This is a genomic window from Synechococcus sp. 'PEA 65AY6A-5F PE A' (assembly GCF_047462575.1).
GTDB lineage: Bacteria > Cyanobacteriota > Cyanobacteriia > Thermostichales > Thermostichaceae > Thermostichus.
The window spans coordinates 1-21,413 of sequence record NZ_JAOALE010000001.1 but is presented as its reverse complement, the minus strand read 5'-3'; the positions used below and the strand labels follow the sequence as shown (position 1 = coordinate 21,413).

Sequence of the window (21,413 nt, the reverse complement as noted above, 5' to 3'; positions counted from 1 at the left end):
GCGAATGATAGAGTACAAAGAGGTTTTGTGCGAGCCCCTTCATGCCTCAGTCCAAACCTGACGAACCTTTCGTCCGCAAGGTCTTCAAAGCGCTGGTGCTGGTGGTCGGCGCAGCGATGTTCCTAAGCTTCTCCTTTGGCCCCATCCTCCAGGCGCTGGGGCCTTCGGACTCGCAAGACACCGCCAACTTGGTTACTGAGCAACTGCGGGCCCAGGCGGACGGCTACCGGGCTGTGCTGGAACGGGAGCCGGATAACCCCATCGCCCTGCGGGGGTTGATCGACACGCAACTGCAGCTCAACGAGCCGCAAGGGGCCATCGAGCCGCTGAAGAAGCTGGTGGAACTGGAGCCGGAAAATCGGCAACTGCGAGCTTTTTTGGCCCAGATTCAGCAAGATACAGGGGATCTGGAAGGGGCATTAGAGCAGCTCCAGATCCTTCACGAGAAGGATCCCAAAGATAGCCAAGTCCTGCAGGAGCTGGCCGACGTTCAACTAGCGCTGGGCCACCCTTCTCAAGCCATTGAACTACTGGAGAACTATCTGAAGGAAGTCCCGGAAGATAACGATGTCCGTCTGCGCTTGGCCTTTATCTACGTCCGCAATAACCAGACGGAAAAGGCTGTCGCCCTCTACGACGAGATGATTGCGGCGGATCCCAGCGACTTTGCGCCCGTGTTGGGCAAAGCAATAGCCCTTAGCTCCGCCACCGATGAAAACCTACGGGCAAAAGCCCCGGAGCTATTTGAGCAAGCAGCCCGCCTGGCCCCACCCAAGCTGCGGGAGCAGATCCGGCAAGAGGCCGAGCTCTCTGCCCAAAGAAACCAGCCTCAGGCTGTTGAGAGCCAGGAGACTGCTCCCTGAGGAGAGTCGTCCCCCTCAAGACTCGGAGACCTCCTTGAGGGCCGCTTCCACCGAGGGATAGATCTCGAAGAGGGAATCTAGGTGGGTAACCTTGAGAACCAGCTTCGCTTGTTCTCCCAGGCTGCAGAGCTTGAGAGGACAGCCGGCAGCGGAACAGAGGCGTCTTGCCCACACCAAAGCCGACACCCCCCTACTGTCGATCAGCGGAACCTGACTTAGATCCAGCAAGAGATGTCTTGGTTTCTCGGCGAGAACCGTGCCCAGCTCTTGGCGCACCAGAACCGGATCCAGCTTTCCTGGCGGAAGCTTGACGAGGGTAACAAGGGATCCCTTGGGGCTGAGCCGGGTGGAAACATTCACAAAAGGCTGAGAAAGTCAAGGGCGGGAGCCACATTGATTCTGAACCAAAGCCGCCGGGTTGGGTTCCGCCGGGCAACTTTTATTTGAGATGTGGGAAGGTAGCTCTAATGGATACGCACGGGATCCCGGATTGGTTGGGGGATGCGGCTGCCCTGGGTTTGTTGGCCCTGCAGATGCCGATGGCGGCGGTGTTGCTGGCGCGGCTGCTGCCCTCTTTGTGGCGCCCTTCCCCTCTGCCCCCTGGCCAAGCGGGGATCCCCTTCCCGACGGGCCTGGTCAGCGTCTTGCTGCCCACCCTCAACGAGGCCGAGCGCCTGGATCCCTGCCTAGAAGGGCTGCACCGCCAGGGAGCGGTCGTGCGCGAGGTGCTGGTGGTGGATAGCCGCTCCCAGGATGGCACCCGCGAAAAAGTGCTGCAGATGGCCGCGCGGGATCCCCGCTTTCGCCTCTTGACCGACGATCCCCTGCCCAGCGGCTGGGTCGGTCGCCCTTGGGCGTTGCACTATGGATTTCTCCAGTCGGATCCCGCCTCTGAGTGGATCTTGGGCATTGATGCCGACACCCGCCCCCAGCCGGGCCTGGTGGAGCAGCTGCTGGAAACTGCCCAGGCCAAAAAGCTGGATCTCATCACCCTGGCGCCGCAGTTTATCCTGCAGCACTGGGGGGAAGGCTGGCTGCAGCCAGCTCTTTTGACAACCCTGATCTACCGCTATGGGGCGGCAGGGGAGACTCCCCACTTGCCGGAGCGGACGATGGCCAATGGGCAGTGTATGTTGGTGCGCCGCTCGGTGCTGGAAGCCATGAACGGCTATACCCTGGCGCGGGCCTCCTTTTGCGACGATGTCACCCTGGTGCGGCAGATCGCGGCAGCCGGCTTTAAAGTAGCTTTTTGCGACGGTCGGCACCTGCTCAAGGTGCGCATGTACACCTCTTTGGCCGAAACTTGGCGGGAGTGGGGCCGATCCCTGGATTTGAAAGACGCCACCCCCAGGGCCCAACTGTGGGGGGATATGGCCCTGCTGGTGCTTACCCAAGGGATCCCACTCTTGGCAGTGGGGGGGCTGGGGATCAAGGCCGGGCTGGGGTTCCCCTTTTCCCTAACAGAGCAAGTGTTGTTGGGGCTCAACCTGGGCTTGCTGGCCCTGCGACTGGGGGTGCTGATGGGCATTCGCGGCTCTTATCAGGATCCCCCCTGGACGTTTTGGGCTTCGCCGCTGGCGGATCCCTTGGCTGTCCTGCGGGTGATCTTGTCAGCCCTCAGCCGCCCCCGCTCTTGGCGCGGGCGCACCTACTAGTCGACTGCCTCAGGATCTCACCTGCCCCGCGAAGCGCAGCGGAGTGACAGCAGGCGCAAGCGAGTGTTGGGTGGCCCTCAAATAAGGCAACCCCTGATCGAGTAAGCCTAGCTGCACCGCTCTTTCAACAGGGTAGTTTGTGATCACTAGCTCCGTGATTTTGCCTCGTTTTGTCCCCTTGCAGTTGATAGCCCGGTTTGCTTGAACTTCATCAATAGCAAAGAAGGGCATAGCGTACAAAGAGCGAATGATTGCGGTGTCAGAATTAGAAAGCATGATGTACACCTTATTCTTGCTTAAGTCAATGCAAATGTCTCGTAATCGCTCTTGATCCTCTAGGCCGAAGCCACTGGCATGATAGGAGGTAAAGTTTGATGTTTGCGAGACAGGAACGTAAGGCGGGTCGAAATACACCCAGTCGCCTGGCTTGGCCCTCTCAACAACCGTATCAAATGGCACGCACAAAATTTCAACATTTTGTAGAGCAAGGGATGCAGCTAAAAGATTGTCCTTGTCTAGATACTTTGGAGCTTTATATCGCCCAAAAGGAACATTGAACTTTCCTTGCCGATTGACGCGATACAAACCATTATAGCCTGTCTTGTTCAGGTAAATCATGCGCGCTGCTCGTCCTACAAGACCCATTGACCAAGGATCTTTCTCTCGAATCTGGTAATAAAAACTTTCATTGTGTGGAAATTCGGAGAGTAGTTGAATAACTTCCCAAACATGATCGCGAATAGCCAGGTAAGTATCTATCAGCTCAGCGTTGATATCGGAAAGGATCGCCTGTTTGATTTTGCATTCTCTATACAGGCGAAAGAAAAGCGCGCCACTCCCAACAAAAGGCTCGTGGTAAGTTCTGAAATAGACCGGCATCCGCTCTAATAGGGCGTCTGTCAGTTGTGTCTTGCCACCGGCCCATTTTAGAAAAGGTCGCGGAAGAAGCAAATCGCTCATGTTACAATCCAAAATACAAACGTAACCAATCTTCTAAATCGCTGAACCAAACCACTTTCTCAGTAGACATCAGTTATCCTTGCATGTTCTTTGAAAACCCTTCGCCGTCAATTACCTCGATCCCTGGAATAGGCCAGTGCTCCATATCTTGAATGGTTGCAGGGATCTTCTCTTCCGCTGTGCCTGACGTCGCCTGAAACTTACACTCCACTCCCAGTCGCTTGCCGCTTTTTTCATCGCTAATGACCACATCAATATACCGCTGTTGCCCCCACAGCCTTCGTGCTGGTCTTCAATCCAAGAGATTGTGCCAGAGCAACAACTCGCTGCTTTAATTCGTCACCACTTTTAGGCGCTGTTCTTTTTCCTGACATAGAGAAAACTCCTCACAGACAATCAGCTTCGTTTGTTTTCACCACCCCTGCGCTCTCCCATCGCCACCCAACTCCCGAAGCTTTGCGGCTAGGCGCTGCTGTTCCTGACGGACTTGGGCGAGGGCTGCTACTGCCGCTCCTGCCCTACTTGTTCAATTCCCCCAGAAGCAAATTCCCGTCGGCAGTCCACCACTGCAAGTAGGTGGCTGTGGTTTCTACTTTTTGTCGGTGCCACACCCTCAAGAACCAGCCGATCTCCGGAGTCCAGTAGCAGTGGTTTTCATCTGCTGTTGCAGAAGCACATAGCAACCTTAATACAGATTAGTGATCGGGGGCAAGATGGATTTAATGCAGGGGCTCGTGGATTTCGTAGACAGCAACCCCGATCTCCGAGAGCTGGGGCAAGCCTTAGCTGTCAAAACAACACTCCAAGGCCATACTCACCCCTAGGTCTGTGACGTGTTGCAAGTGTCATCAAGCTTTATCAGCAACCGGAACTTATACTCCCAAACCAAGGAGCTGCTGGACTTGCTCTAGCTTATCGAGGCTCAAAGCCCTATCTCTCTCCCGAATAAAAAGCTGCTGCTATTGCGATGAGCTGAAGGAAAGTTTAGAAGAGGCAGTCCCAGAAGAATGAGGAAGCAGTTGCTCAAAAAAAGAGATACGGCATAAGGCAAAAGAGTAGAAGCTCCTGATGGACAAGGGGGAGCTACAGCCTTTTAATTTAAAATAGGGTACAGGTATTCAAGAGGAAGGAGAGAAAGGAATGCCGACTCATTCTTTGGATTTGCGGCAAAGAGTTGTAGCAGCCTACCAGGCAGGTAACACCTCCATCCGCCAGGTGCCCCCGATCCCGGTTGCGGTAGATTTCGTCGATATCCCGACCCAGGCTCTGGGCAATGATGCGGGGTAGGCCGAGGATCCCTTCTTCTGGCCGGTCAATGCTGGCAATGCTTACTAAGGTGGCAATCGCCTCTTCTGCTGTGGGGGGCGCCCCGATCACGTGCAGCCCACAGGGCAACAGCCGCGACTCGATCTCCATGAGCTTGGCGTAGAGCTTGCCCACCACCGTGTCCCGTTCCTCTAGGGTGAGCTGGGCGGCGTCCACCGTCGGCAGCTCCACGTCTTTGTCTAGGTTGACTAGCCGCGCCTTGTCGCAGATGGCGTTGACAATGGCAATGCCCCGCGCCCCCTCCCGCAGGGTTTGGTAAGAGCCAATCAGGTCCCGCAGCTCCTGCAGCCCCTTGTAGAGGCCAGCGTTTTCTGCTGGCGGTGTCAGGTAGCTGATGGTGCAGGCATAGCCGCGCCGCTTGGCGATGGTGGCCTCGCTGGGGTTGTTGGCAGCGTAGTAGTAAAGGTTGGGCAGGGATCCAATTAGGTTATCCGAGTAGCACTCGCTGGACATGCCAATCTGCTTGCCCGGCATGAACTCGAGAGACCCGTGGGTGCCAAAGTGGATGACCACGTCGGCTTTCCAAACCTTTTCCAGGTAGGTGTAGTAGGCGGCAAAGCCGTGGTGGGGGCTGGCCGATCTCGAAAAGAGCAGCCGCATGGGATCCCCTTCGTAGCCAAAGGTGGGCTGCACCCCGATGAACACGTTGCCAAAGTGCTTGCCGTAAATCAGTAGATTTTGCCCATCGGTGTTCAGGTGCCCTGGAGCTGGCCCCCAGTATTTCTCAATGGCTTTGACGTAGGGGGTCAGGGCCTCGTACTCCCGCACCGACAGCTTGGCAGCTACATTCAGCTCCGGGCTAGCGTACTGGGCCTGGGGATCGTGCAGGATGGACTCCATCAGCTCCTGGGGGGTTTTGGGCAGCTCTGGCCCCAGGTCGTAGCCATTGTGGGCCAGCGCCTGCATCACCCGGTGGATGGAGGCAAACACATCCAGGTAGGCGGCTGTTCCCACATTGCCTTTGTCGGGCGGAAAGCTGAAAATGGTGATGGCAATTTTCTTCTCTATCTTGGGCTTGCGCCGCAGATGGGCCCATTTAATAGCCCGCGCTGCAATCAGCTCAATCCGATCCTGCATTGCGTGAGCTTTGCCGGTGACGGCGTCCCGCCCCGAGAGAATGATTGGCTCAATGGCCCCGTCCAGCTCGGGAATGGCAACTTGCAGCGCCACCTGTACCGGGTGCAAGCCCAAGTCACTGTTGGCCCATTCCTCGGTGGATTGAAACACCAAGGGCAGGGCCACCATATAGGGGCGATTTAGCCGCTTGAGCGTCTCCACTGCCTTGGGGTGATCCTGCCGCGCCGGCCCGCCCACCAGAGCAAACCCGGTTAGCGACACCACTACATCCACAATGGGCGCCGTCTTTTGCTCGTTCCAGAAAAACTCGTTCACTGGCTTGGAGAAGTCCAAGCCGCCGGCAAACACCGGCACCACTCGCGCCCCGCGCGACTCCAGCTCTTGCACCATGGCAACATAGTGGGCATCGTCCCCCGTCACCAGGTGGGTGCGCTGCAGCACCAGCCCCACGCAGGGGGCCAAGGGATCCTTCACGTCTTCCGGCAGGTCCTCGCGGGCATTGTACCAGTCCCAGTACTCCGCCAGGCTGGCAAACATTTGCGGCGCCAGCGGGTGCCAGATACCCATCTCCAAGTAGGTAACCGGCTCAGCAAAGGAGAGCTGCCCCCGCATCCCTGGCAGGTAGCGATCCGCCAGCATGAGCAAAAAGTTCTCCAGGTTCTCCCGGGATCCGCCCAGCCAGTACTGGAAGCTGAGCATGAAGTTACGGGCATCCTGCGCCTTGTCGAAGGGCAAGTACTTCAACACCTTGGGCAGGGTCTGCAGCAGCTTCAGCATCCCCTCTTGGAAGCTGGATCCCTGCTGGCGCTTGCGCATGAACTGGGCAATGGCGCTCTTGGACTGCCCTAGCTGCGCCATGGAAAAGGATCCCAGCTTATTAAGGCGCATCACCTCCGGCATGGAGGGGAAGACCACCACCGCATCCAGCCGCTCCCGCAGGGGCTCCACCGCCTGCACCACCTTCTGGGCAATGTCTTCGATAAAGATTAGGGATCCAATAAAGACATTGGCCGTCTCCAGATCCCGCTGGAAAGCCTCATACCCCGAGGGATCCCGCAGCTCCTCCACCAAGTACCCCGACAGCTCCACCGCCAGCTTGGGGTTGTGGGCATTGATGCGCTGCACCGCCGCCGTCAGGGCGCTCTGATACTGCGGCTCCAACACCACGTACACCACCTTCATCAAGCGGCGATCCCCCACCTCAGCAGGGGCAACGTGGCGGGTGATGGGCTTAACCAGAGTAAACATGCGGTCGCTCTCCGTCCGGTGATGCAAACAGCCTACGGGTAAGCATTATCCCTTATGACCTGTTTCCCGTTCTACCCGAGAAACGGATCCCTGCTGGGGGCACGGAGGCAAGGCTGTAACAATTCGAAATAACCTTTGAGCCTCTGTAAGGGCAGAGGGATCTGATCACTCTGTGGGAGCCTTTCACGTTACCCTTAGCAAGCGAGCAGTGCAGTACGTTGTCTACGTTAAGGCTGCAGAGGATTGTTGAAGCAGAAGAGGATCGGCCAGGGTGAGTGAAGCGGAGTTAGCAGAACTTGTTTTGACTAAGCTTAAAGAAGCTGGGTTCGTAGTAACAGATGAAGGTAAGCTATGCCCTTCTGTCCTTGGTAAGGAGAGCTTGCGGCGGGTACACAGGCCTGCTCTTCAGTTAGAAATCGCTAACCGGCAAGATTGGCTTCGCCAATATCTTCCTAAATACCTCACCTTCTTCGCAGACGGTAACGAGATTATACCTGAGCGCATTGATCCGGTTTTAGTTGAGGTTACCAAACAGCAGCACCATGACCTCTTCCGCATAGCTCGGCTACTCTGGTCTATCCCGTTCTCCAAGGGATATGGGCGCCGCTCCCGGTTTCTAATCATAGACAAAGCTAATGACAAGCTGATCGGTCTGTTAGCTCTGCAGTCCCCGCCTCTTAGTTTTCCAGCTCGCGATCGTCTGTTTTGCTACCCCCCTGGCAAAAAAACGGAGATGGTTAACCAGACAATGGATATTCAAACTTTGGGCGCTGTGCCACCATATAACCGTCTCCTAGGTGGAAAACTGGTAGCGTTGGCAGCAGCGTCAAATGAGGTTCGACAAGCCTACTGGCACAAATACCTGGGTCGTGTGACTGAAATCGAACAGCGCATCCTAAAACCTCACCTAGTTGCACTTACAACCACAAGTGCTTTTGGAAGAAGTAGCCTGTATAACCGCCTGAGTTACAAAGGAATTCTTATAGCTAAGTCTATTGGCTATACCGAAGGATACGGAGCTTTTCACCTAGCGGAACTTTACCCACTATTCCGAGAGTTTTTAGAAAACCAAGGCATTTCGACTCGCGGTGGCTTTGGTAGTGGGCCAAGGCGGAAATGGCAAATAATAGTGAAAGCCCTCAGACGGCTAGGTCTTTCAGATCAGCTCCTCTACCATGGCGTAAAGCGGGAAGTGTTTCTGTTTCGCCTGGTGGACAATCTGGAAGCATACATGGAAGGCCGTGACACTGAACCAATCTATCGCAATTTGCCATTCTCGGAACTGGTCGCCTGGTGGCGGGAGCGCTGGCTGCTGCCGCGAGCAGGGCGAGTGGATGGATGGCGGGCTTGGCGCAAAGAGGAAATCAAGAATATACTTCTGATGGAACAGAATAAGGCCACAGAGTAAAGATGGAGTAATTTGTAATGGAATCTGGAGAGCGTCCCTTTGGTGAACTTCCTGCTGCTTTAGTTGATGAGGCTCTCAAACGCACAGCGGATCTTGGTCAGAAACTGCTGGATAATTTTGAGCAAGTACGCACTCGTCGCGAGGAATGGCGAGAGGGCCTCAAGAGAGCAGGCTTGCTTCATCGCGATGCCGAGGTTCCCTATACGTCTGTTCCAACAACCTGCGGTGTAGATGGTTCCTATGCTGTTGAGCGATTGTTAGCCAGCGACCTGATTGCAGCAGCTGCTGTGGCTGTCGAAGGCTTGACGCCACCTTCAGAAACGCGCTACTGGCCCGAACCTCGCCACCGAATTTGGATAGAGACGGAGGCGCACGAAGCCGAAACGGGCACCATCCTGCGTGCTCTGATGATCGGTATGGAGTTAGAACTGGCAGCACAAGCGCCGCACGAGGTTGTCTTTATAGATGGCTCTCTCACGACCCCTCTCATTTACTTTAATCAGGCGCTGAACAAGAGTCAGGATGCTTTACATTTGCATACGACGGCCCGCTTTCTTGGGGGCGTGCTCTCGTTCCTGGAAGCTTACCGAACAGTATTGGCCTCAGCTCGAAGCGACCGTTGCTGGGTAGCGATACCCAAATATACGACAAGACGGGAAATTGGCCAGAAAATGGGCTGGCCTGATACCCACGACGATCGCGGACTTCTAAGTTTTGTGCTGGAGCCGGGTGAATACACAGGCCCTATGGTTCTCCAACAGCCTTCTCAACCCTGGCACTTGAATCTGGATCCACTCGCATCTAATCTCAAGCAAGAAGCAGAAGGCGTAACAAGGGAGATTGTTGCTCTACTGGATGAAATCCGGGTCGTTTATTATCGTCCTTATCCCTGGCTTCCCGCTCTTCGAGTGGAGATGAACCCGAAGGTATCTGAAAATCGGGCGCGCCTGGCCACAGTGCTCCATGGCATTCGTCATCAATGCGGTACACCGGCGGTCATGGAGCCCTACCCCCTCTACATGGCGGATCGTATGGTCAAGCACTTGCCCAAGGCCATCCCTACGTTTCGGCAGGTTACCAGCCAGCATATCGCTGAGACGTATTTGGGGGACGTTAGTGAGGTTTTTCTAGGCCTGCATGGTTATCGCACCGAGTCAGGAGTCTGATCCTATGCCAACGAATAATCTTGATCAGCTTGTGGATGCAGCGGAACGGATTGGCGTGGTGGGGTCACCATCCTCTACCAGTGAATTGGCGCTGGACATCTTGGCCGGAGCCGTCAGCAAGAAGCTTGTGGGGGAACTGGCCCTGTTTCGCTATTACCAGGATGGGCTTTCTCATTATGCTTTGGGACAGATTACTGAGGTGAAACTGCGCAATGTCTGGCACGAAGACCCCACCATGCGCAGCCTGATTCGTCAGCGTGGGCGGGTGGATACAGTTAGCGAACGCCAGGATACCCATACAGGGGAGATGACGATCAGCGCCGTCTTCTCTGCTGAATCCAATGGCTACCGTCCCAGTATCCTGGGCACTGTCCCGGCTACAGGCACGCCCATTCATCTTGTCAATGATGCCGTTTTGTCCGAATTGCTCTCGCCCTATCGTGACCAGCTTTTCTACCTGGGGCATGTCTATGGCTCAAAACCGCTTTTGCCTCTTTGGTTCAAACATTTCGACACTGGTCCCCAGGGTGCTGGCGAAGCCTACCATCTGGGCATTTTTGGCAAAACCGGTTCTGGAAAGTCGGTGCTGGCTAAGATGATCCTGCTGGCCTATGCCCGCTATCCCGGGATGGCACTCCTGGTCATTGATCCGCAGGGTGAATTTGCTAAAGAGGCGAGAGGTGAGGCAGTTCCAGGCGCATTCCAGTTGCGAATGAAAGAAGTCCTGGACAGGCTTGGAAAGCCGACCAATGTGCATAGCGTGAGGAATTTGGTGCTGGACCGGTGGAACTTGTTTGAACAGATCCTCTTGGAGTCAGGATTCTTTCAGCGGCTTGGCGTTAAAGCAGTCGAAAACCAGCGTCAGGCCGCAGAGGCCATAAGTGAGCAGTTGCAGAAAGACAGTGTACATCTTGCCGAGTTACACAAACGTGAGAGTTTCGATAAAGCGTGGGGATATTTGCAGGAAGAGCGTATTCAGGTGCGATTTTATGGTTCGAAGGAGGCTAGGGAACGAGTCCGTCAGCAGATGGCTGGTGCCAATCAGAATGACCTATATCAGACAATTTGGCTTCCTGTTACGCAACTGTTTCGTGAAAATCGATCAGGAGCACAGAAAGTAGAGCAGCTGTTGGCCAGCCTGTTTAACTCTGATCGAAATCAGCGGCCTCTCGTCGTGATAGACTTGTCTATAGAACAGGCAACTCAAACTGCTGCGAGTTGGAATACGCTCCCCCTTTTTGGTGGAGATCAATCCCAGCCGCAAAGTACTCCCTTGTTCTGGAATGAGACGATACAAGCGCTGGTGATCAAACGGCTATTGGAAGGTATTCGCACAGCGGCAGAATATGCCTATCGGCAAAGCCAAGGTCTCAACACACTGGTGCTGATAGATGAAGCTCACCGCCTTGCACCCCGTGAAGAACCTGAGAGTGAAGAGAAGAAAGCTGTACGGGGCATCTTGATTGATGCGGCACGCACCACTCGTAAGTACGGAGTAGGCTGGCTATTCATTAGCCAGACCCTATCCAGTCTGCACCGAGAGATTTTGGAGCAGCTGCGCATCCTTTTCTTTGGCTTCGGCTTAGGTATGGGAGCTGAATTCAAGACATTGAGTGAGCTAGTAGGTGGGCGTAGCAAAGCCCTTGATCTCTATCAGCTATTCCGTGACCCACACTCGTCCTTTGACACTGAAAGCCGAGAGTACTCATTTATGACCATTGGCCCAGTTTCTCCTCTCTCGTTTGCGGGTACACCGTTGTTCTTCAACGCTTTTAGCAATGCCGACGAGTTTTTAAGGGCCAACTTTAGTAGTCTTAACAAATGAATAAGCTGTAAAGAGCACGATGAAGTTAAGGGGATCCATCAACTACCTCCAAGTACACTAAGAAACCCAGCCCCAGGAAACGTGACTGCCTGATTCTAGAAGCAGTGACAGCGAGGCAGCCTGGCAAGCCACGGGGGCTATGCTAGGCCGGGAGGTTAGTCTTGAAGCTGAGATGCGCGCTCACTACCTGCAACATGTGCCGTTTGAGGGTCTTGGCTACATAGAGTCTTGGCTTAGAGCCAAGGGATACCCTGTAACAGGCACAAGGTTCTTTGAATCGACGAGATTGCCGAGCTTGGATGAATTTGACATACTCATCGTCATGGGTGGCCCTATGAGTGCCAATGACGAAAGCACGTTTCCTTGGCTGGGCCAGGAGAAAGAGTTCATCCGCAATGCTATCGAGGCTGGCAAGTCTATTTTGGGCATCTGTCTGGGGGCGCAACTGATTGCCAGCGCAATGGGGGCTCGGGTGTTTCCAAATCCCGTTAAGGAAATAGGCTGGTGGCCGGTGCAAGGGATCCAACCGGCTAACGAGCTGGCCTTTCGCTTCCCGCCCTCGATTGAGGTTTTTCACTGGCACGGGGAAACCTTCGAGCTGCCCCCTGGTGCAATTCACCTTGCCAAGAGCGAAGGCTGTGAGAACCAGGCCTTTCAGCTTGGACGCTCAGTGATCGGCCTCCAGTTTCACTTGGAAACCACGCCAGAACTGGTGCAAGGGCTTGTCTCCCACTGCCGCAACGAACTGTTGCCATCTACCTATGTGCAGTCGGAAGCAGAGATCCTCTCAGCCTCCCCTGAGAAGTACCAAGCCATAAACCGTCTAATGGGCGAGGTTCTCTCCTTTCTCTGTCGCTCCGATCCCTAGGCCCCGCGCTGCGCTCTAGAGAGCGGCCAAAGCCGTAAGATGCAGATCTGCAAGCCAAAGTTCCAAGAGGATAGACGTGGGCCATCAGGTTTTGGGACTGGGGATCGCGGGTTGGTCGGCTGCACGGCTGCTGCGGGCCCAGGGAAAAGAGGTGTGGGTCTGGGACGAGCAGGACTCGGAGATCTTGCGGCAACGGCAGGCGGAGCTGGAACGGGAAGGGATCCCTGTCCACTTGGGCCAGCCTTTTCAACTGCTGCCGGGAGTGAAGCAGGTGGTGGTCAGCCCGGGCATTGCCTGGGATCACCCGCTGCTGCAAGAGGCGCGGCGGCAAGGGATCGAGGTGGTGGGAGAGGCGGAGCTGGCCTGGCCGTTTCTTGAGCACCTGCCTTGGGTGGGGATCACGGGCACCAACGGCAAAAGCACCACCACGGCCCTGGTGGCGGAGATGTTCAAGGCGGCAGGGCTCGAAGGGATCCCCTGCGGCAACATCGGCTTACCTCTGTCGCAAGTGGCTCTAGAAACCTGGCAAGGGCGGCGGCAGCCGGCTTGGATCGTGGCAGAGCTGAGCAGCTACCAACTAGAAGCTAGCCGCCACCTGATGCAGAGCTCCCCCGGCAGCCCGCCCCGCATTGGGGTGTGGACAACTTTCACCCCCGATCACCTAGAGCGGCACGGCACCCTGGAGCGCTACGCCGGCTTTAAGGCGCGGCTGCTGCAGCGGGCCCAGTGGCGGGTGGTCAACGGCGAGGATCCCTACCTCTTTCGCCGCCGGCAGGACTGGGAAAACACCTACTGGGTTTCGCTGCAAGATCCGCAAGCGGATGTTTTCCTGCGGGGGAGCACCCTTTACATCCAGGGAGAAGCGGTAGCCGAGCTGGAGGATTTTGCCGAGCGCTGCCCAGGCTCGCACAACTTGCAGAACCTGCTCCTAGCGGCAGCGGCTGCTCATCTGGCCGGGATCCCCAACACTGCCATTCAAGGAGCCATCCGCTCTTTTGCCGGCATGCCCCATCGCCTGGAGCGGGTAGCCCAAATCCAGGTGGGATCCACCCCCATCCGCTTTGTCAACGACAGCAAAGCCACCAACTACGAGGCCGGCTGGGTGGCCCTCAACGCCCTCTCCCCGCCCATCATCCTCATTGCCGGTGGAAGGGCCAAACAGGGGGACCCCTCAGCCTGGCTGCGGCTTATTCAGGCTAAGGTGGCCCGCGTGTTGCTCATTGGGGAGGCTGCCCCTGCCCTGGCCCAGGCCCTCCAGGAGATCCGCTATACTGACCTCGAGATCCTGCCAACGCTAGATGTGGCGGTGGAAAGGGCTTTTGTAGCTGCTTGCTCCCTAGGGCAAGCCCTGGACAATCCGGCCCAGCCCATCACCGTCTTGCTCTCGCCTGCTTGTGCCAGCTTTGACCAGTACTCCAGCTTTGAGCACCGTGGCCACCACTTCCGCGCCTGCTGCCAAGCCCTTGTGGGATCCCTGGAATGCTGAAGCCCGCTGGCTGCGCTGGCTGACGCTGGTCTGGTTGGGGATGGGACTAGCGATGCTGTTTTCCGCCTCCTACCCGGTGGCGCAGCAGACTACCGGCGATGGCCTCTATTTCTTTAAGCGCCAGGTGCTCTGGTCAGGGCTGGGGCTGGTCTGCTTCACCATCCTAGTGCGCATCCCCTTGCAGCGCTGGTTCCCCTGGGCGGGGATCCTCTGCCTGCTGGGCATTGGCTTGGTCTGGGCCACCCACGTGCCAGGGCTGGGGGTTTCCCGCCTGGATGCCAGCCGCTGGCTGGATCTAAAGGCGATCCCGATTATTCAGCCTGCGGAATTGCTCAAGCCCCTGTTGGTGCTGCAGGGATCCTGGGTGTTTGGCCGTTGGTTTTACCATCCCCTCTGGTTTCGCGGCGTCTGGGTCGGGCTCTTTGCTTTGGCGCTGCTGGGGATCCTCATCCAGCCCAACTTGGGTACCACCGCCATCTGCGGCCTTACCCTCTGGGTCATGGCCTGGACGGCTGGGCTCCCCCTTTTTACCCTCTTGGCTACCGCGGGACTGGGGATCTTGGCGGCTGGGGTGAGCATTCTCAGCAAAGACTACCAGCGGCGGCGCATCTTAGCCTTTTTGGATCCCTGGGGGAATGCTCAGGGGGACGGCTACCAGTTGGTGCAGAGCCTTTTGGCTATTGGCTCAGGTGGCTGGTGGGGCAAAGGCTATGGTCTTTCCCTACAAAAGCTGTTCTACCTGCCCATCCAGTACACGGACTTCATCTTTGCTGTGTATGCAGAAGAGTTTGGCCTGGTGGGATCCCTTTTCTTCCTGGGGCTATTGAGCGCCTACACCTGGGTCAGCTTGCGGGTTATGCGGCGCTGTCTCGACCTGCCTGCCCGGCTGGTGGTCTGCGGCTGTCTGATGTTTTTGGTAGGGCAGGCACTGCTGAATATCGGCGTGGTCAGCGGCCTACTGCCGACTACAGGGGTGCCCTTGCCCCTGTTTAGCTACGGCGGCAGCTCGATCCTGTCGGGGCTGATCATGGCGGGGCTGTTGGTCCGGGCCGCCCGCGAGGTGGGCTAAGGCCTGTAAGCTTCTCACTCGGCAGCCAGTAGATAAAGACTTGGGGGTTCAGAGGGGATCAATCGGTAGGGATCCGCCTGGTTAAGCTCTCGACAGAGGTGAGCAAAAGACTGGAGACCTTCGAGGCGCTCCGTGAGCTCGCTGAGGATATCCAAGTATTCGGCCAGGGCAGCTTGGGCAAGATACCAAGATTTGTCCAGCTCTTGGAAATAGGTCATCTGGAACTCGACGGAGAGGTTCTTTTCTCTGAGGAAGCGCTGCTCCGGCGTAAGGGCTCGGTCGAAGGGAGAAAGACGAGCAATGCGCTGGATGCGCTCGCTAGAGATGCGGCCAGCAAAGCCGGGAGCTTTGTACGTGTAGGCCGTCCGGAGCTGAGGCCGATCCGCTGGCAAGAGAGCTGCACACCACCTTTCGCTTAGCTCCCGGAAGCGAGGAACCTCGAAGTCCAGGACATCGACAGCATCTTGCAGGTAGCCATGTTTAAGCAGAAGCTGGGATTCCGCCGCTAGGGAAACCGCCCAACCCTTGAGAGCAATATCGCTGAGCAATAGGCAGTGGACCTGGCGCTCAACAGGGATCTGATGGGCTTGGTCAGAGAAAAAAATTCGGATATTTCCTGTCCTTCCTCGATGCTGTTCTCGAGGTTAAGTAGCCACGACCTCAGCTCCTTATCACCTCTCGTAGAGGCTTTAATGAAGTTATAGCAGTCTTTAAAAAGAGAGCTGACCATCCACCGCCTGGTACTGGGATCTACATCCGACGCTTCAGAAGAGTTAGCTCCCCAGGCACATTGAGCATAAAAGAGTGCAATAGCAGAAAGAGGAATGATGCAAGGCGGCTCTGGAAGAGCCAGAATCTCCTGAATTTCCTCCCTCAGCTCCTCGATCCTTTGCTCTAGAGGGTTGTCGGTTTGATTCCGCATGTCAACCCTGTTGAGCAAGAAGACCATCAAACTGGTTTGACCTCTGAGAAACTCTACGACATCCTTTAGCTCTCTCAAGAGAGTTTCCCGTCCTTGCCAATCTGTCTGAGAGTAATCCAGTGCAACAAAGCTAAAGCACTTGCTGACATGCTCTTGGATAATCCTAAGGCTTATTCTATCTTGAATTGAGTTTAGGCCAGGCAAGTCATAAATCTCGACCTGTAAGCCCTCAGGCAGGCCTAACAGAAAAGGGTTTCTGACCGGCAGCAGCGGACACTCAACGTCTACCTGAGGGATGCCCACCTCCGCTTCATCCCTCTTCTTTCTCTTCTTTCGCCGCTCTTGGTGGTAGGCCTCCATCGTCAGCTTGAGCCGGCTGTAGATTTCTTCGTCCCTCAGGTCTTCCCACGTGCCGCATTCCCAGGTAGCTCCTTCGGTATTGTGGATAACTAGCCTGCTCCGCTCGCTGTGCCTAATCCGCAGGATCCCGGCACTCATCTCCTGGGCCTCAATAGGCGCGATTTTCCGGCCAATGAGGGCGTTCACAATAGTGGATTTACCCGAAGAGGTGGTGCCAATGGTGGCAATCCGGAAGGAGGGCTTCTGTAGGCGGGCAACGGCCTCTTCGTAGACAACCCGAAAGGCCTGCAGCTTTTCCAGCAGCACAGAGCTGCTAATGACGTCGTGGTATTCGCTGAGGATCCCAGCAGTGAGGTTGCCAAGGGTGAACAGTGACTCTCTTGCGATCCGCAGGGCTACCGAGGGATCGTAGAATCAAGCCTGTGATGCGCTCCTTCAGATAGAGTTGAAGATGACATGCCGACAGCTCTCAAGCCGCTTCGCCGGCATTATAGTCCTTTCGCTAGTACCGTGGTTCGTTTTCTTCGCATTTTTTCAGCGTCCTTCTTGACAGCAATGCTGATTTAGTAGCACAAAGAAATGGATCTAAAATGCACATAGCCGCCGGCAGTTCTGGGGTCAACAAGAGGTAGTTTGCGAATGATGGATGGCTCTTTGCAATCTTTCTTCGCCTCTGCTTCGCAAGTGGGGCTGGGAGTAGCGGTCTTCCTGGCGCTGCTCACTCTGCTGGCCTGGATACGCAACTGGCCTTGGAAGTTTTCGCTAGTGGGCTACACGGCCTTTACCTTGGTCCTAACGGCAGGCTGTTTTGCTCTGAGCCTAGGGCCCATTTTCCGCTCCCGCATCCCCGGGGCTGCTCCCTACACCACTGTCTATGACCAAGGGGCGGAGCGGGCGGTCATTGCCGTTAGCCCAGATATCACCCCGGAGCAACTGATCCTTACGCTGAAGCAGGCAGCTAGCGATCTGGCCTCCTCTGGTCGTTTCTCTACCGGCTCGCCGGTATTTACCCTGCAGGCCCGCACTGTCATCCACCCCGAGCCGGGAGTCTCCGAGCCCTTACTTTTGGGCACGCTGCAACAGCCTTTGGGGAAACGCCTGCGCACCCCGGAAGAACAACAGCAGCAGCAAATCCACCTGGAGGAAGAGGCCTTTGCTCGGCTGCGTAGGTTAGCCCAGGCTCAGGAGGCCGCCCCGCCCTCTGAGGGGACTTTGCAAGAGCCTCCCTTGGCCCAATCCTGAGCCCTCAGCCAGCGGCGCAGATCTTGCCCTACTTGCTCAGGGATCTCCCAGGGAAAGAGGTGGGCCACGTTGGGATAGACAATGCAGGTGCACTGGGGGAGAAGGCGGGCCGTGGCTAGGCTGCTGGCAACAGTGATGTGGCAATCCTGCTCCGCAGCCAGAATCAAAACCGGCAGGTGCAGGCGGTGCAGCTCTCCCTCGCGGTTGTAGCCCTGTCGAAGGGCAGCGCGTAGGGCTTGGCGAGCCTGAGGAGAGGTATGCAGGTAAGCCGGCAAAGCTGCCTGGGCCAGGTAGCGATAGGTTCTCGGGGTATGTCTCTGGACTAGGTAGCGGTAGAGAGAGCGGCGGCCAAAGGTGTTGATGTTCCAACTCCAGCCGGGCCAAAGCCAGTTGAGCAGCGAAGCAATGCCGGTGTTGAGCTGATCCCAAAAATCGGTGGGGGGATGGTTGCTGCGGGGACAGGCAGCGCTGGCCACCAAGACCAAGCCTTTGACCCGTCCCGGCAGCCGCAAGGCCAGCTCCAGGGCCAGGATCCCGCCCAGCGACCAGCCCAGCAGCAGGCACTCCCGCCAGCCCAGGCGATCCAGCAGCTCCTGCAAATCCTCCAGGTGGGCCGACATCTCAAAGGGATCCCGCACCTGCGAACGCCCGTAGCCGCGCAGATCCGGCGCCACACAGGGGTGCATCCCCGCCACCGCCTCGGCAAAGACTTCCATGCAGTCGGCATTGCCCGGATGGCCGTGGAGCAGCAGGATGGGCAGCGAAGGGATCCCTTCTCCCCAAACACGACAGTGGAGCTGTAGGCCCATCGGCTTACCAGAGCACTTTGAAATTGCACTGAAATCGCAGGGTCAGGCGCTGGCCGCCTTTTTTGGCGTCGGCTGCAGCTTCACCCCGTTGGGGATGCAGATTAAGTTTTGATCCAGCACCTGCACAAACCCCTTCGAGCGCAGGGATCCCAGCAGGCGAGTAACCGTCACGCGGGTGGCACCAATGGCATCCCCGATCTGGGCGTGGGTGAGGGGCCAGGGGAGGTACATCCCCTGCTCACAGGGCTGCCCATACTCGTCGATTAACAAGGTCAAAAAGCCCTTCAGGCGGTCGATGGCCCGACGCTGGCCCAAGTTGCCCAGCCAGAGCAACTTGCGTTGCAGTTGCTGGCGGAAGCTTTCTTGAATTTTCTGGTGCAGATAGGGCCACTGCTCCAAATCCTGCCAGTAAAACCACATCACCGTCGTGCGATCGACATGGGTGCAGGCTTTTAGCTCAAAGCGCTCCGGGTTGCTCAGCTCAAAGGGCACCCCGGGCGTGATAAACCCGACAAAAACCTCCCGCCGCTCCGGCGTTTGGCTGACCAGGCGCACCACGCCCTCTTGGGGGATGTACACCAATCCCGGACGAGTTGGAATGCGCACATCTTTAGGAAACGTACGAGAGCGGTAGTGCTCTTCGGCCCACTGGCGGAGTTCCCGCCATTCCTGAGCCTCTGCTGCCGATGTGATGGAAACAAGTGTCATGGGATCAACTTCCTGTCGCTCGAGCAACCTGATGGGTTTTACAGACTCCCCAGCTTTACCTGGCTACTGTTGCAACACAACGCTTTCGCCTTCGCGTCCGCGGAACGGAGTCGTGAGAGGATGGGGAAACCGCAAGGGGGCAAAACAAAGAGGAGAGAACCTACAGGCTTACTTTACCTTAGCTTCATAATGGCACTGAACCCTATGGGGCGACATCGGGTTTCTACTGATATTGTTCAAAAGGCTACGTCCAATAATAACCTCAAGAAGCCGTAAATTTTCAGAGCTTGTCGCCGAACTCAGCCAGCTAGGGGATGGCGCAGAATGGGGTCAGACTGGTGGATGTCTGAGTACAGGTGTGGGGTGGCTGCGATGAATATCCTTATCAGCAACGACGATGGCATCCAGGCGGCGGGGGTGCGATGTCTGGCCGCTGCGCTGGCTCAGGTGGGTGGACATCAGATCACGGTGGTCTGTCCGGATCGGGAGCGCTCGGCTACCGGCCACGCCTTGACGTTGCACAAGCCGCTGCGAGTGGATCCGGTGCGGGAGGGGTTTCCGCCAGAGGTGCAAGCTTGGGCCTGTTCGGGCACACCCTCGGACTGCGTCAAGTTGGGCCTGGACGGTCTGCTGCAGCAGCCCCCTGACTGGGTCATTGCCGGCATCAACCAGGGAGCCAATCTGGGCACTGATGTGCTCTATTCCGGCACCGTCTCGGCAGCCATGGAAGGGCTGCTGGAAGGGATCCCCAGCCTAGCCGTGAGCCTGGCCAGCTTTACCCACCAGGATTTTCAGCCGGCGGCCCAGGTGGTGCTGATGCTGCTAGAGAAGCTGAGCCTGAAGCCTTTAGAGAAGCCGATGCTGTTGAACGTCAATGTCCCCCCGCTAGGGTTGGCTGAAATACGCGGCATGGTCTTGGCCCGCCTGGCCTGGCGCAAGTACACGGATCTCTACGAGAAACGGGTAGATCCCCGCGGCAAGGCCTACTACTGGCTGGCAGGAGAGGTGGTGGAAGAGGAGGTGGATCCCTGTTCCGATGTGCGGGCGGTTGCCGAGGGGTATGTGTCGATTACGCCCCTGCAGCCGGATTTAACGGCCTACGCCGCTTTCGAGAGCTTGCAGCGCTGGGGCCTCTCAGCCTTTGGCTTTTGAAAGCAAAAATGGCCTAGGGCAAGCAGGCTTGGCCGGGATCGCAGCCAGGGGAAACCCTAGAGGGGAACGGCTGCCAAGGCCAGCAGCCGTTCTGCCACAGCCTGGGGAACAGGCATCACCGACAGTCGCGTGCCTCGCCGCACCACTTCTAACTCCGCAGGGGTAAAAGTGGCCCTTAACTGGGCCAAAGGGATCAAGCGCCCAAAGGCGGCAACAAATTGCACCCGCACTGTCTGCCAGCGGGGCGCTGCAGGAGTTGACTTGGGATCGTAGTAGGGGCTGGTGGGATCAAACTGGCTGGGATCCACCACCTGAGTCTCCACGATCTCCATCAGGCCGGCTATGCCGGGGGGGTCGGCGTTGGAGTGGTAGAAAAAGGCGCGATCCCCAACCTGCATGGCCTTCAAGTAGTTGCGGGCTTGGTAGTTGCGCACGCCGTCCCAAAGGGTTTGGCCGTCCCGCTGCAGATCCCAGATGCTGTAGACGCTGGGCTCCGATTTCATCAGCCAGTAGTTCATGAAACGCTAGGCGCCGGCAGCAGGCAAGCGACGGGCAACAAACTCGACAAAGTTTTGCAATATCTTCAAGCCTACAGGGCCGGACTTTTCGGGGTGAAATTGGGTGGCAAACAAGGTGCCGCGGGCAATGGCGGCCACACAGGTTTGGCTGCCGTGCTGGGTGGTGGCGACCACCCAGCTTGGATCCTTGGGCACCGCGTGGTAGGAGTGGACAAAGTAAACCCAGCTTTGCTCGGGGATCCCTGCCCAAAGGGGAGAGTCGGGCTGGGTAAGGTGCAACTGGTTCCAGCCCATGTGGGGGATGCGCAGGCCCGGCTCCGGTCGAAAGCGCTGCACCCGCCCCGGCACGATGCCCAGCCCCGGCTCTGTCCCCTCTTCGCTGTCTTCGAACAAAACTTGCAAACCAATACAAATGCCCAAGAAAGGCTGCTGCCGCTCGATGGCTTGTCGGATTGCCTCCCCAAAGCCGCGCGCCCGCAACTGCTGCATGGCTGGGTCAAAGGCCCCATCGCCGGGCAGGACAAGGCCATCAAAAGCCGCTAGCCCAGCCGGCTCTGTGACTAGCTGCACCTCGGCCCCGGCCCGCTCCAGCCCTTTGCAAGCTGAATGCAGGTTGCCGGCATCATAGTCGATCACCGCCAGGCGCACGGCTTTCATGGCTCTTCCTGAAACCTTCAAGAGCCTATCAGTATAGTGGTTTTAGCTAATCCGCCGTTCGCGCTAGCGGGACGTAGTCCTGGAAGCCCCGCTC

19 protein-coding genes and 1 pseudogene are annotated in these 21,413 nt (G+C 57.0%); 10 read left to right on the top strand and 10 right to left on the bottom strand.

Features of this window, described 5'->3' with window-relative positions; translation table 11 throughout:
• Positions 1 to 41 precede the first annotated feature (41 nt).
• Positions 42 to 863: a tetratricopeptide repeat protein gene (locus GG26_RS00100; RefSeq protein ID WP_099812282.1), complete on the top strand. Its 822-nt coding sequence runs from the start codon at positions 42 to 44 to the stop codon at positions 861 to 863.
• 15 nt (positions 864 to 878) lie between these two features.
• Here the strand turns inward: GG26_RS00100 and GG26_RS00095 are convergent, their stop codons facing one another.
• Positions 879 to 1,223, bottom strand: a complete 345-nt coding sequence (locus GG26_RS00095) for an STAS domain-containing protein (RefSeq protein WP_099887196.1) — start codon at positions 1,221 to 1,223, stop codon at positions 879 to 881.
• 107 nt (positions 1,224 to 1,330) lie between these two features.
• Here GG26_RS00095 and GG26_RS00090 point away from each other — a divergent pair, with 107 nt between their 5' ends.
• A complete protein-coding gene (locus GG26_RS00090) occupies positions 1,331 to 2,518 on the top strand; it encodes a glycosyltransferase family 2 protein (RefSeq protein WP_414388255.1) in 1,188 nt (395 codons plus the stop codon).
• 9 nt (positions 2,519 to 2,527) lie between these two features.
• Here the strand turns inward: GG26_RS00090 and GG26_RS00085 are convergent, their stop codons facing one another.
• The 3 genes and pseudogenes from GG26_RS00085 to GG26_RS00075 all read right to left on the bottom strand — a co-directional run.
• Positions 2,528 to 3,478, bottom strand: a complete 951-nt coding sequence (locus GG26_RS00085) for a DNA adenine methylase (RefSeq protein ID WP_011429841.1) — start codon at positions 3,476 to 3,478, stop codon at positions 2,528 to 2,530.
• Between the two features lie 73 nt (positions 3,479 to 3,551).
• Positions 3,552 to 3,755 (bottom strand): PD-(D/E)XK nuclease superfamily protein, encoded by a 204-nt coding sequence (locus tag GG26_RS00080; protein ID WP_346426103.1) that lies wholly within the window; start codon positions 3,753 to 3,755, stop codon positions 3,552 to 3,554.
• Between the two features lie 929 nt (positions 3,756 to 4,684).
• Positions 4,685 to 7,129, bottom strand: a pseudogene (locus GG26_RS00075) (magnesium chelatase subunit H); the annotation flags it as partial.
• Positions 7,130 to 7,400: 271 nt separating this feature from the next.
• On the opposite strand from GG26_RS00075, the gene GG26_RS00070 reads away from it, so the two are divergent.
• The 6 genes from GG26_RS00070 to GG26_RS00045 all read left to right on the top strand — a co-directional run bounded on the left by GG26_RS00070 (position 7,401) and on the right by GG26_RS00045 (position 14,951).
• Entirely contained in the window at positions 7,401 to 8,537 is a 1,137-nt protein-coding gene (locus GG26_RS00070; RefSeq protein ID WP_414388252.1) for a Druantia anti-phage system protein DruA, read from the top strand.
• Between the two features lie 17 nt (positions 8,538 to 8,554).
• Positions 8,555 to 9,703 carry a DNA double-strand break repair nuclease NurA gene (locus tag GG26_RS00065; RefSeq protein WP_414388249.1) on the top strand — a complete coding sequence of 383 codons (1,149 nt, stop codon included), beginning with the start codon at positions 8,555 to 8,557 and terminating at the stop codon, positions 9,701 to 9,703.
• Entirely contained in the window at positions 9,675 to 11,528 is a 1,854-nt protein-coding gene (locus GG26_RS00060) for an ATP-binding protein (RefSeq protein ID WP_414388246.1), read from the top strand. The genes GG26_RS00065 and GG26_RS00060 overlap by 29 nt, the downstream gene beginning before the upstream one ends.
• Positions 11,529 to 11,667: 139 nt before the next feature.
• Positions 11,668 to 12,396 (top strand): type 1 glutamine amidotransferase, encoded by a 729-nt coding sequence (locus GG26_RS00055; protein WP_414388244.1) that lies wholly within the window; start codon positions 11,668 to 11,670, stop codon positions 12,394 to 12,396.
• 76 nt (positions 12,397 to 12,472) lie between these two features.
• The gene (gene murD, locus GG26_RS00050; RefSeq protein WP_414388241.1) at positions 12,473 to 13,882 is read left to right on the top strand and encodes a UDP-N-acetylmuramoyl-L-alanine--D-glutamate ligase; all 1,410 of its coding nucleotides are present in this window, start codon (positions 12,473 to 12,475) and stop codon (positions 13,880 to 13,882) included.
• A complete protein-coding gene (locus tag GG26_RS00045) occupies positions 13,827 to 14,951 on the top strand; it encodes an FtsW/RodA/SpoVE family cell cycle protein (protein WP_414388239.1) in 1,125 nt (374 codons plus the stop codon). Before murD ends, GG26_RS00045 begins: the two co-directional genes overlap by 56 nt.
• A 14-nt stretch (positions 14,952 to 14,965) precedes the next feature.
• On the opposite strand, the gene GG26_RS00040 is transcribed toward GG26_RS00045, so the two are convergent.
• Both GG26_RS00040 and GG26_RS00035 read right to left on the bottom strand, forming a co-directional pair.
• Entirely contained in the window at positions 14,966 to 15,499 is a 534-nt protein-coding gene (locus GG26_RS00040; protein ID WP_414388237.1) for a hypothetical protein, read from the bottom strand.
• A complete protein-coding gene (locus GG26_RS00035) occupies positions 15,457 to 16,539 on the bottom strand; it encodes a dynamin family protein (RefSeq protein ID WP_414388234.1) in 1,083 nt (360 codons plus the stop codon). Before GG26_RS00035 ends, GG26_RS00040 begins: the two co-directional genes overlap by 43 nt.
• 333 nt (positions 16,540 to 16,872) lie before the next feature.
• Between GG26_RS00035 and GG26_RS00030 the strand changes: the two genes are divergently transcribed.
• Positions 16,873 to 17,475, top strand: coding sequence for a Ycf51 family protein (locus tag GG26_RS00030; RefSeq protein WP_240531002.1), 603 nt, complete (start codon positions 16,873 to 16,875; stop codon positions 17,473 to 17,475).
• On the opposite strand, the gene GG26_RS00025 is transcribed toward GG26_RS00030, so the two are convergent.
• Positions 17,415 to 18,284 carry an alpha/beta fold hydrolase gene (locus GG26_RS00025; RefSeq protein ID WP_099884111.1) on the bottom strand — a complete coding sequence of 290 codons (870 nt, stop codon included), beginning with the start codon at positions 18,282 to 18,284 and terminating at the stop codon, positions 17,415 to 17,417. The genes GG26_RS00030 and GG26_RS00025 overlap by 61 nt on opposite strands.
• A 42-nt stretch (positions 18,285 to 18,326) precedes the next feature.
• The gene (locus GG26_RS00020; protein WP_011429850.1) at positions 18,327 to 18,992 is read right to left on the bottom strand and encodes a Crp/Fnr family transcriptional regulator; all 666 of its coding nucleotides are present in this window, start codon (positions 18,990 to 18,992) and stop codon (positions 18,327 to 18,329) included.
• A gap of 372 nt (positions 18,993 to 19,364) precedes the next feature.
• Between GG26_RS00020 and surE the strand changes: the two genes are divergently transcribed.
• The gene (surE, locus tag GG26_RS00015) at positions 19,365 to 20,144 is read left to right on the top strand and encodes a 5'/3'-nucleotidase SurE (protein ID WP_011429851.1); all 780 of its coding nucleotides are present in this window, start codon (positions 19,365 to 19,367) and stop codon (positions 20,142 to 20,144) included.
• Between the two features lie 56 nt (positions 20,145 to 20,200).
• Here the strand turns inward: surE and GG26_RS00010 are convergent, their stop codons facing one another.
• Both GG26_RS00010 and hisH read right to left on the bottom strand, forming a co-directional pair.
• Positions 20,201 to 20,662 carry an EVE domain-containing protein gene (locus GG26_RS00010; protein WP_414347111.1) on the bottom strand — a complete coding sequence of 154 codons (462 nt, stop codon included), beginning with the start codon at positions 20,660 to 20,662 and terminating at the stop codon, positions 20,201 to 20,203.
• A gap of 6 nt (positions 20,663 to 20,668) precedes the next feature.
• Positions 20,669 to 21,319: an imidazole glycerol phosphate synthase subunit HisH gene (hisH, locus tag GG26_RS00005; RefSeq protein WP_011429853.1), complete on the bottom strand. Its 651-nt coding sequence runs from the start codon at positions 21,317 to 21,319 to the stop codon at positions 20,669 to 20,671.
• Between the last annotated feature and the right edge of the window lie 94 nt (positions 21,320 to 21,413).

Excerpts from the sequence above, each read along its gene's own strand:
- GG26_RS00020 (WP_011429850.1), bottom strand. The coding sequence starts at position 18,992 with ATGACACTTGTTTCCATCACATCGGCAGCAGAGGCTCAGGAATGGCGG.
- GG26_RS00060 (WP_414388246.1), top strand. The coding sequence starts at position 9,675 with ATGGTTATCGCACCGAGTCAGGAGTCTGATCCTATGCCAACGAATAAT.
- GG26_RS00030 (WP_240531002.1), top strand. The coding sequence starts at position 16,873 with ATGATGGATGGCTCTTTGCAATCTTTCTTCGCCTCTGCTTCGCAAGTG.
- GG26_RS00025 (WP_099884111.1), bottom strand. The coding sequence starts at position 18,284 with ATGGGCCTACAGCTCCACTGTCGTGTTTGGGGAGAAGGGATCCCTTCG.
- GG26_RS00100 (WP_099812282.1), top strand. The coding sequence starts at position 42 with ATGCCTCAGTCCAAACCTGACGAACCTTTCGTCCGCAAGGTCTTCAAA.
- GG26_RS00065 (WP_414388249.1), top strand. The coding sequence starts at position 8,555 with ATGGAATCTGGAGAGCGTCCCTTTGGTGAACTTCCTGCTGCTTTAGTT.
- GG26_RS00090 (WP_414388255.1), top strand. The coding sequence starts at position 1,331 with ATGGATACGCACGGGATCCCGGATTGGTTGGGGGATGCGGCTGCCCTG.
- surE (WP_011429851.1), top strand. The coding sequence starts at position 19,365 with ATGAATATCCTTATCAGCAACGACGATGGCATCCAGGCGGCGGGGGTG.
- GG26_RS00085 (WP_011429841.1), bottom strand. The coding sequence starts at position 3,478 with ATGAGCGATTTGCTTCTTCCGCGACCTTTTCTAAAATGGGCCGGTGGC.
- GG26_RS00010 (WP_414347111.1), bottom strand. The coding sequence starts at position 20,662 with ATGAACTACTGGCTGATGAAATCGGAGCCCAGCGTCTACAGCATCTGG.
- GG26_RS00055 (WP_414388244.1), top strand. The coding sequence starts at position 11,668 with ATGCTAGGCCGGGAGGTTAGTCTTGAAGCTGAGATGCGCGCTCACTAC.
- hisH (WP_011429853.1), bottom strand. The coding sequence starts at position 21,319 with ATGAAAGCCGTGCGCCTGGCGGTGATCGACTATGATGCCGGCAACCTG.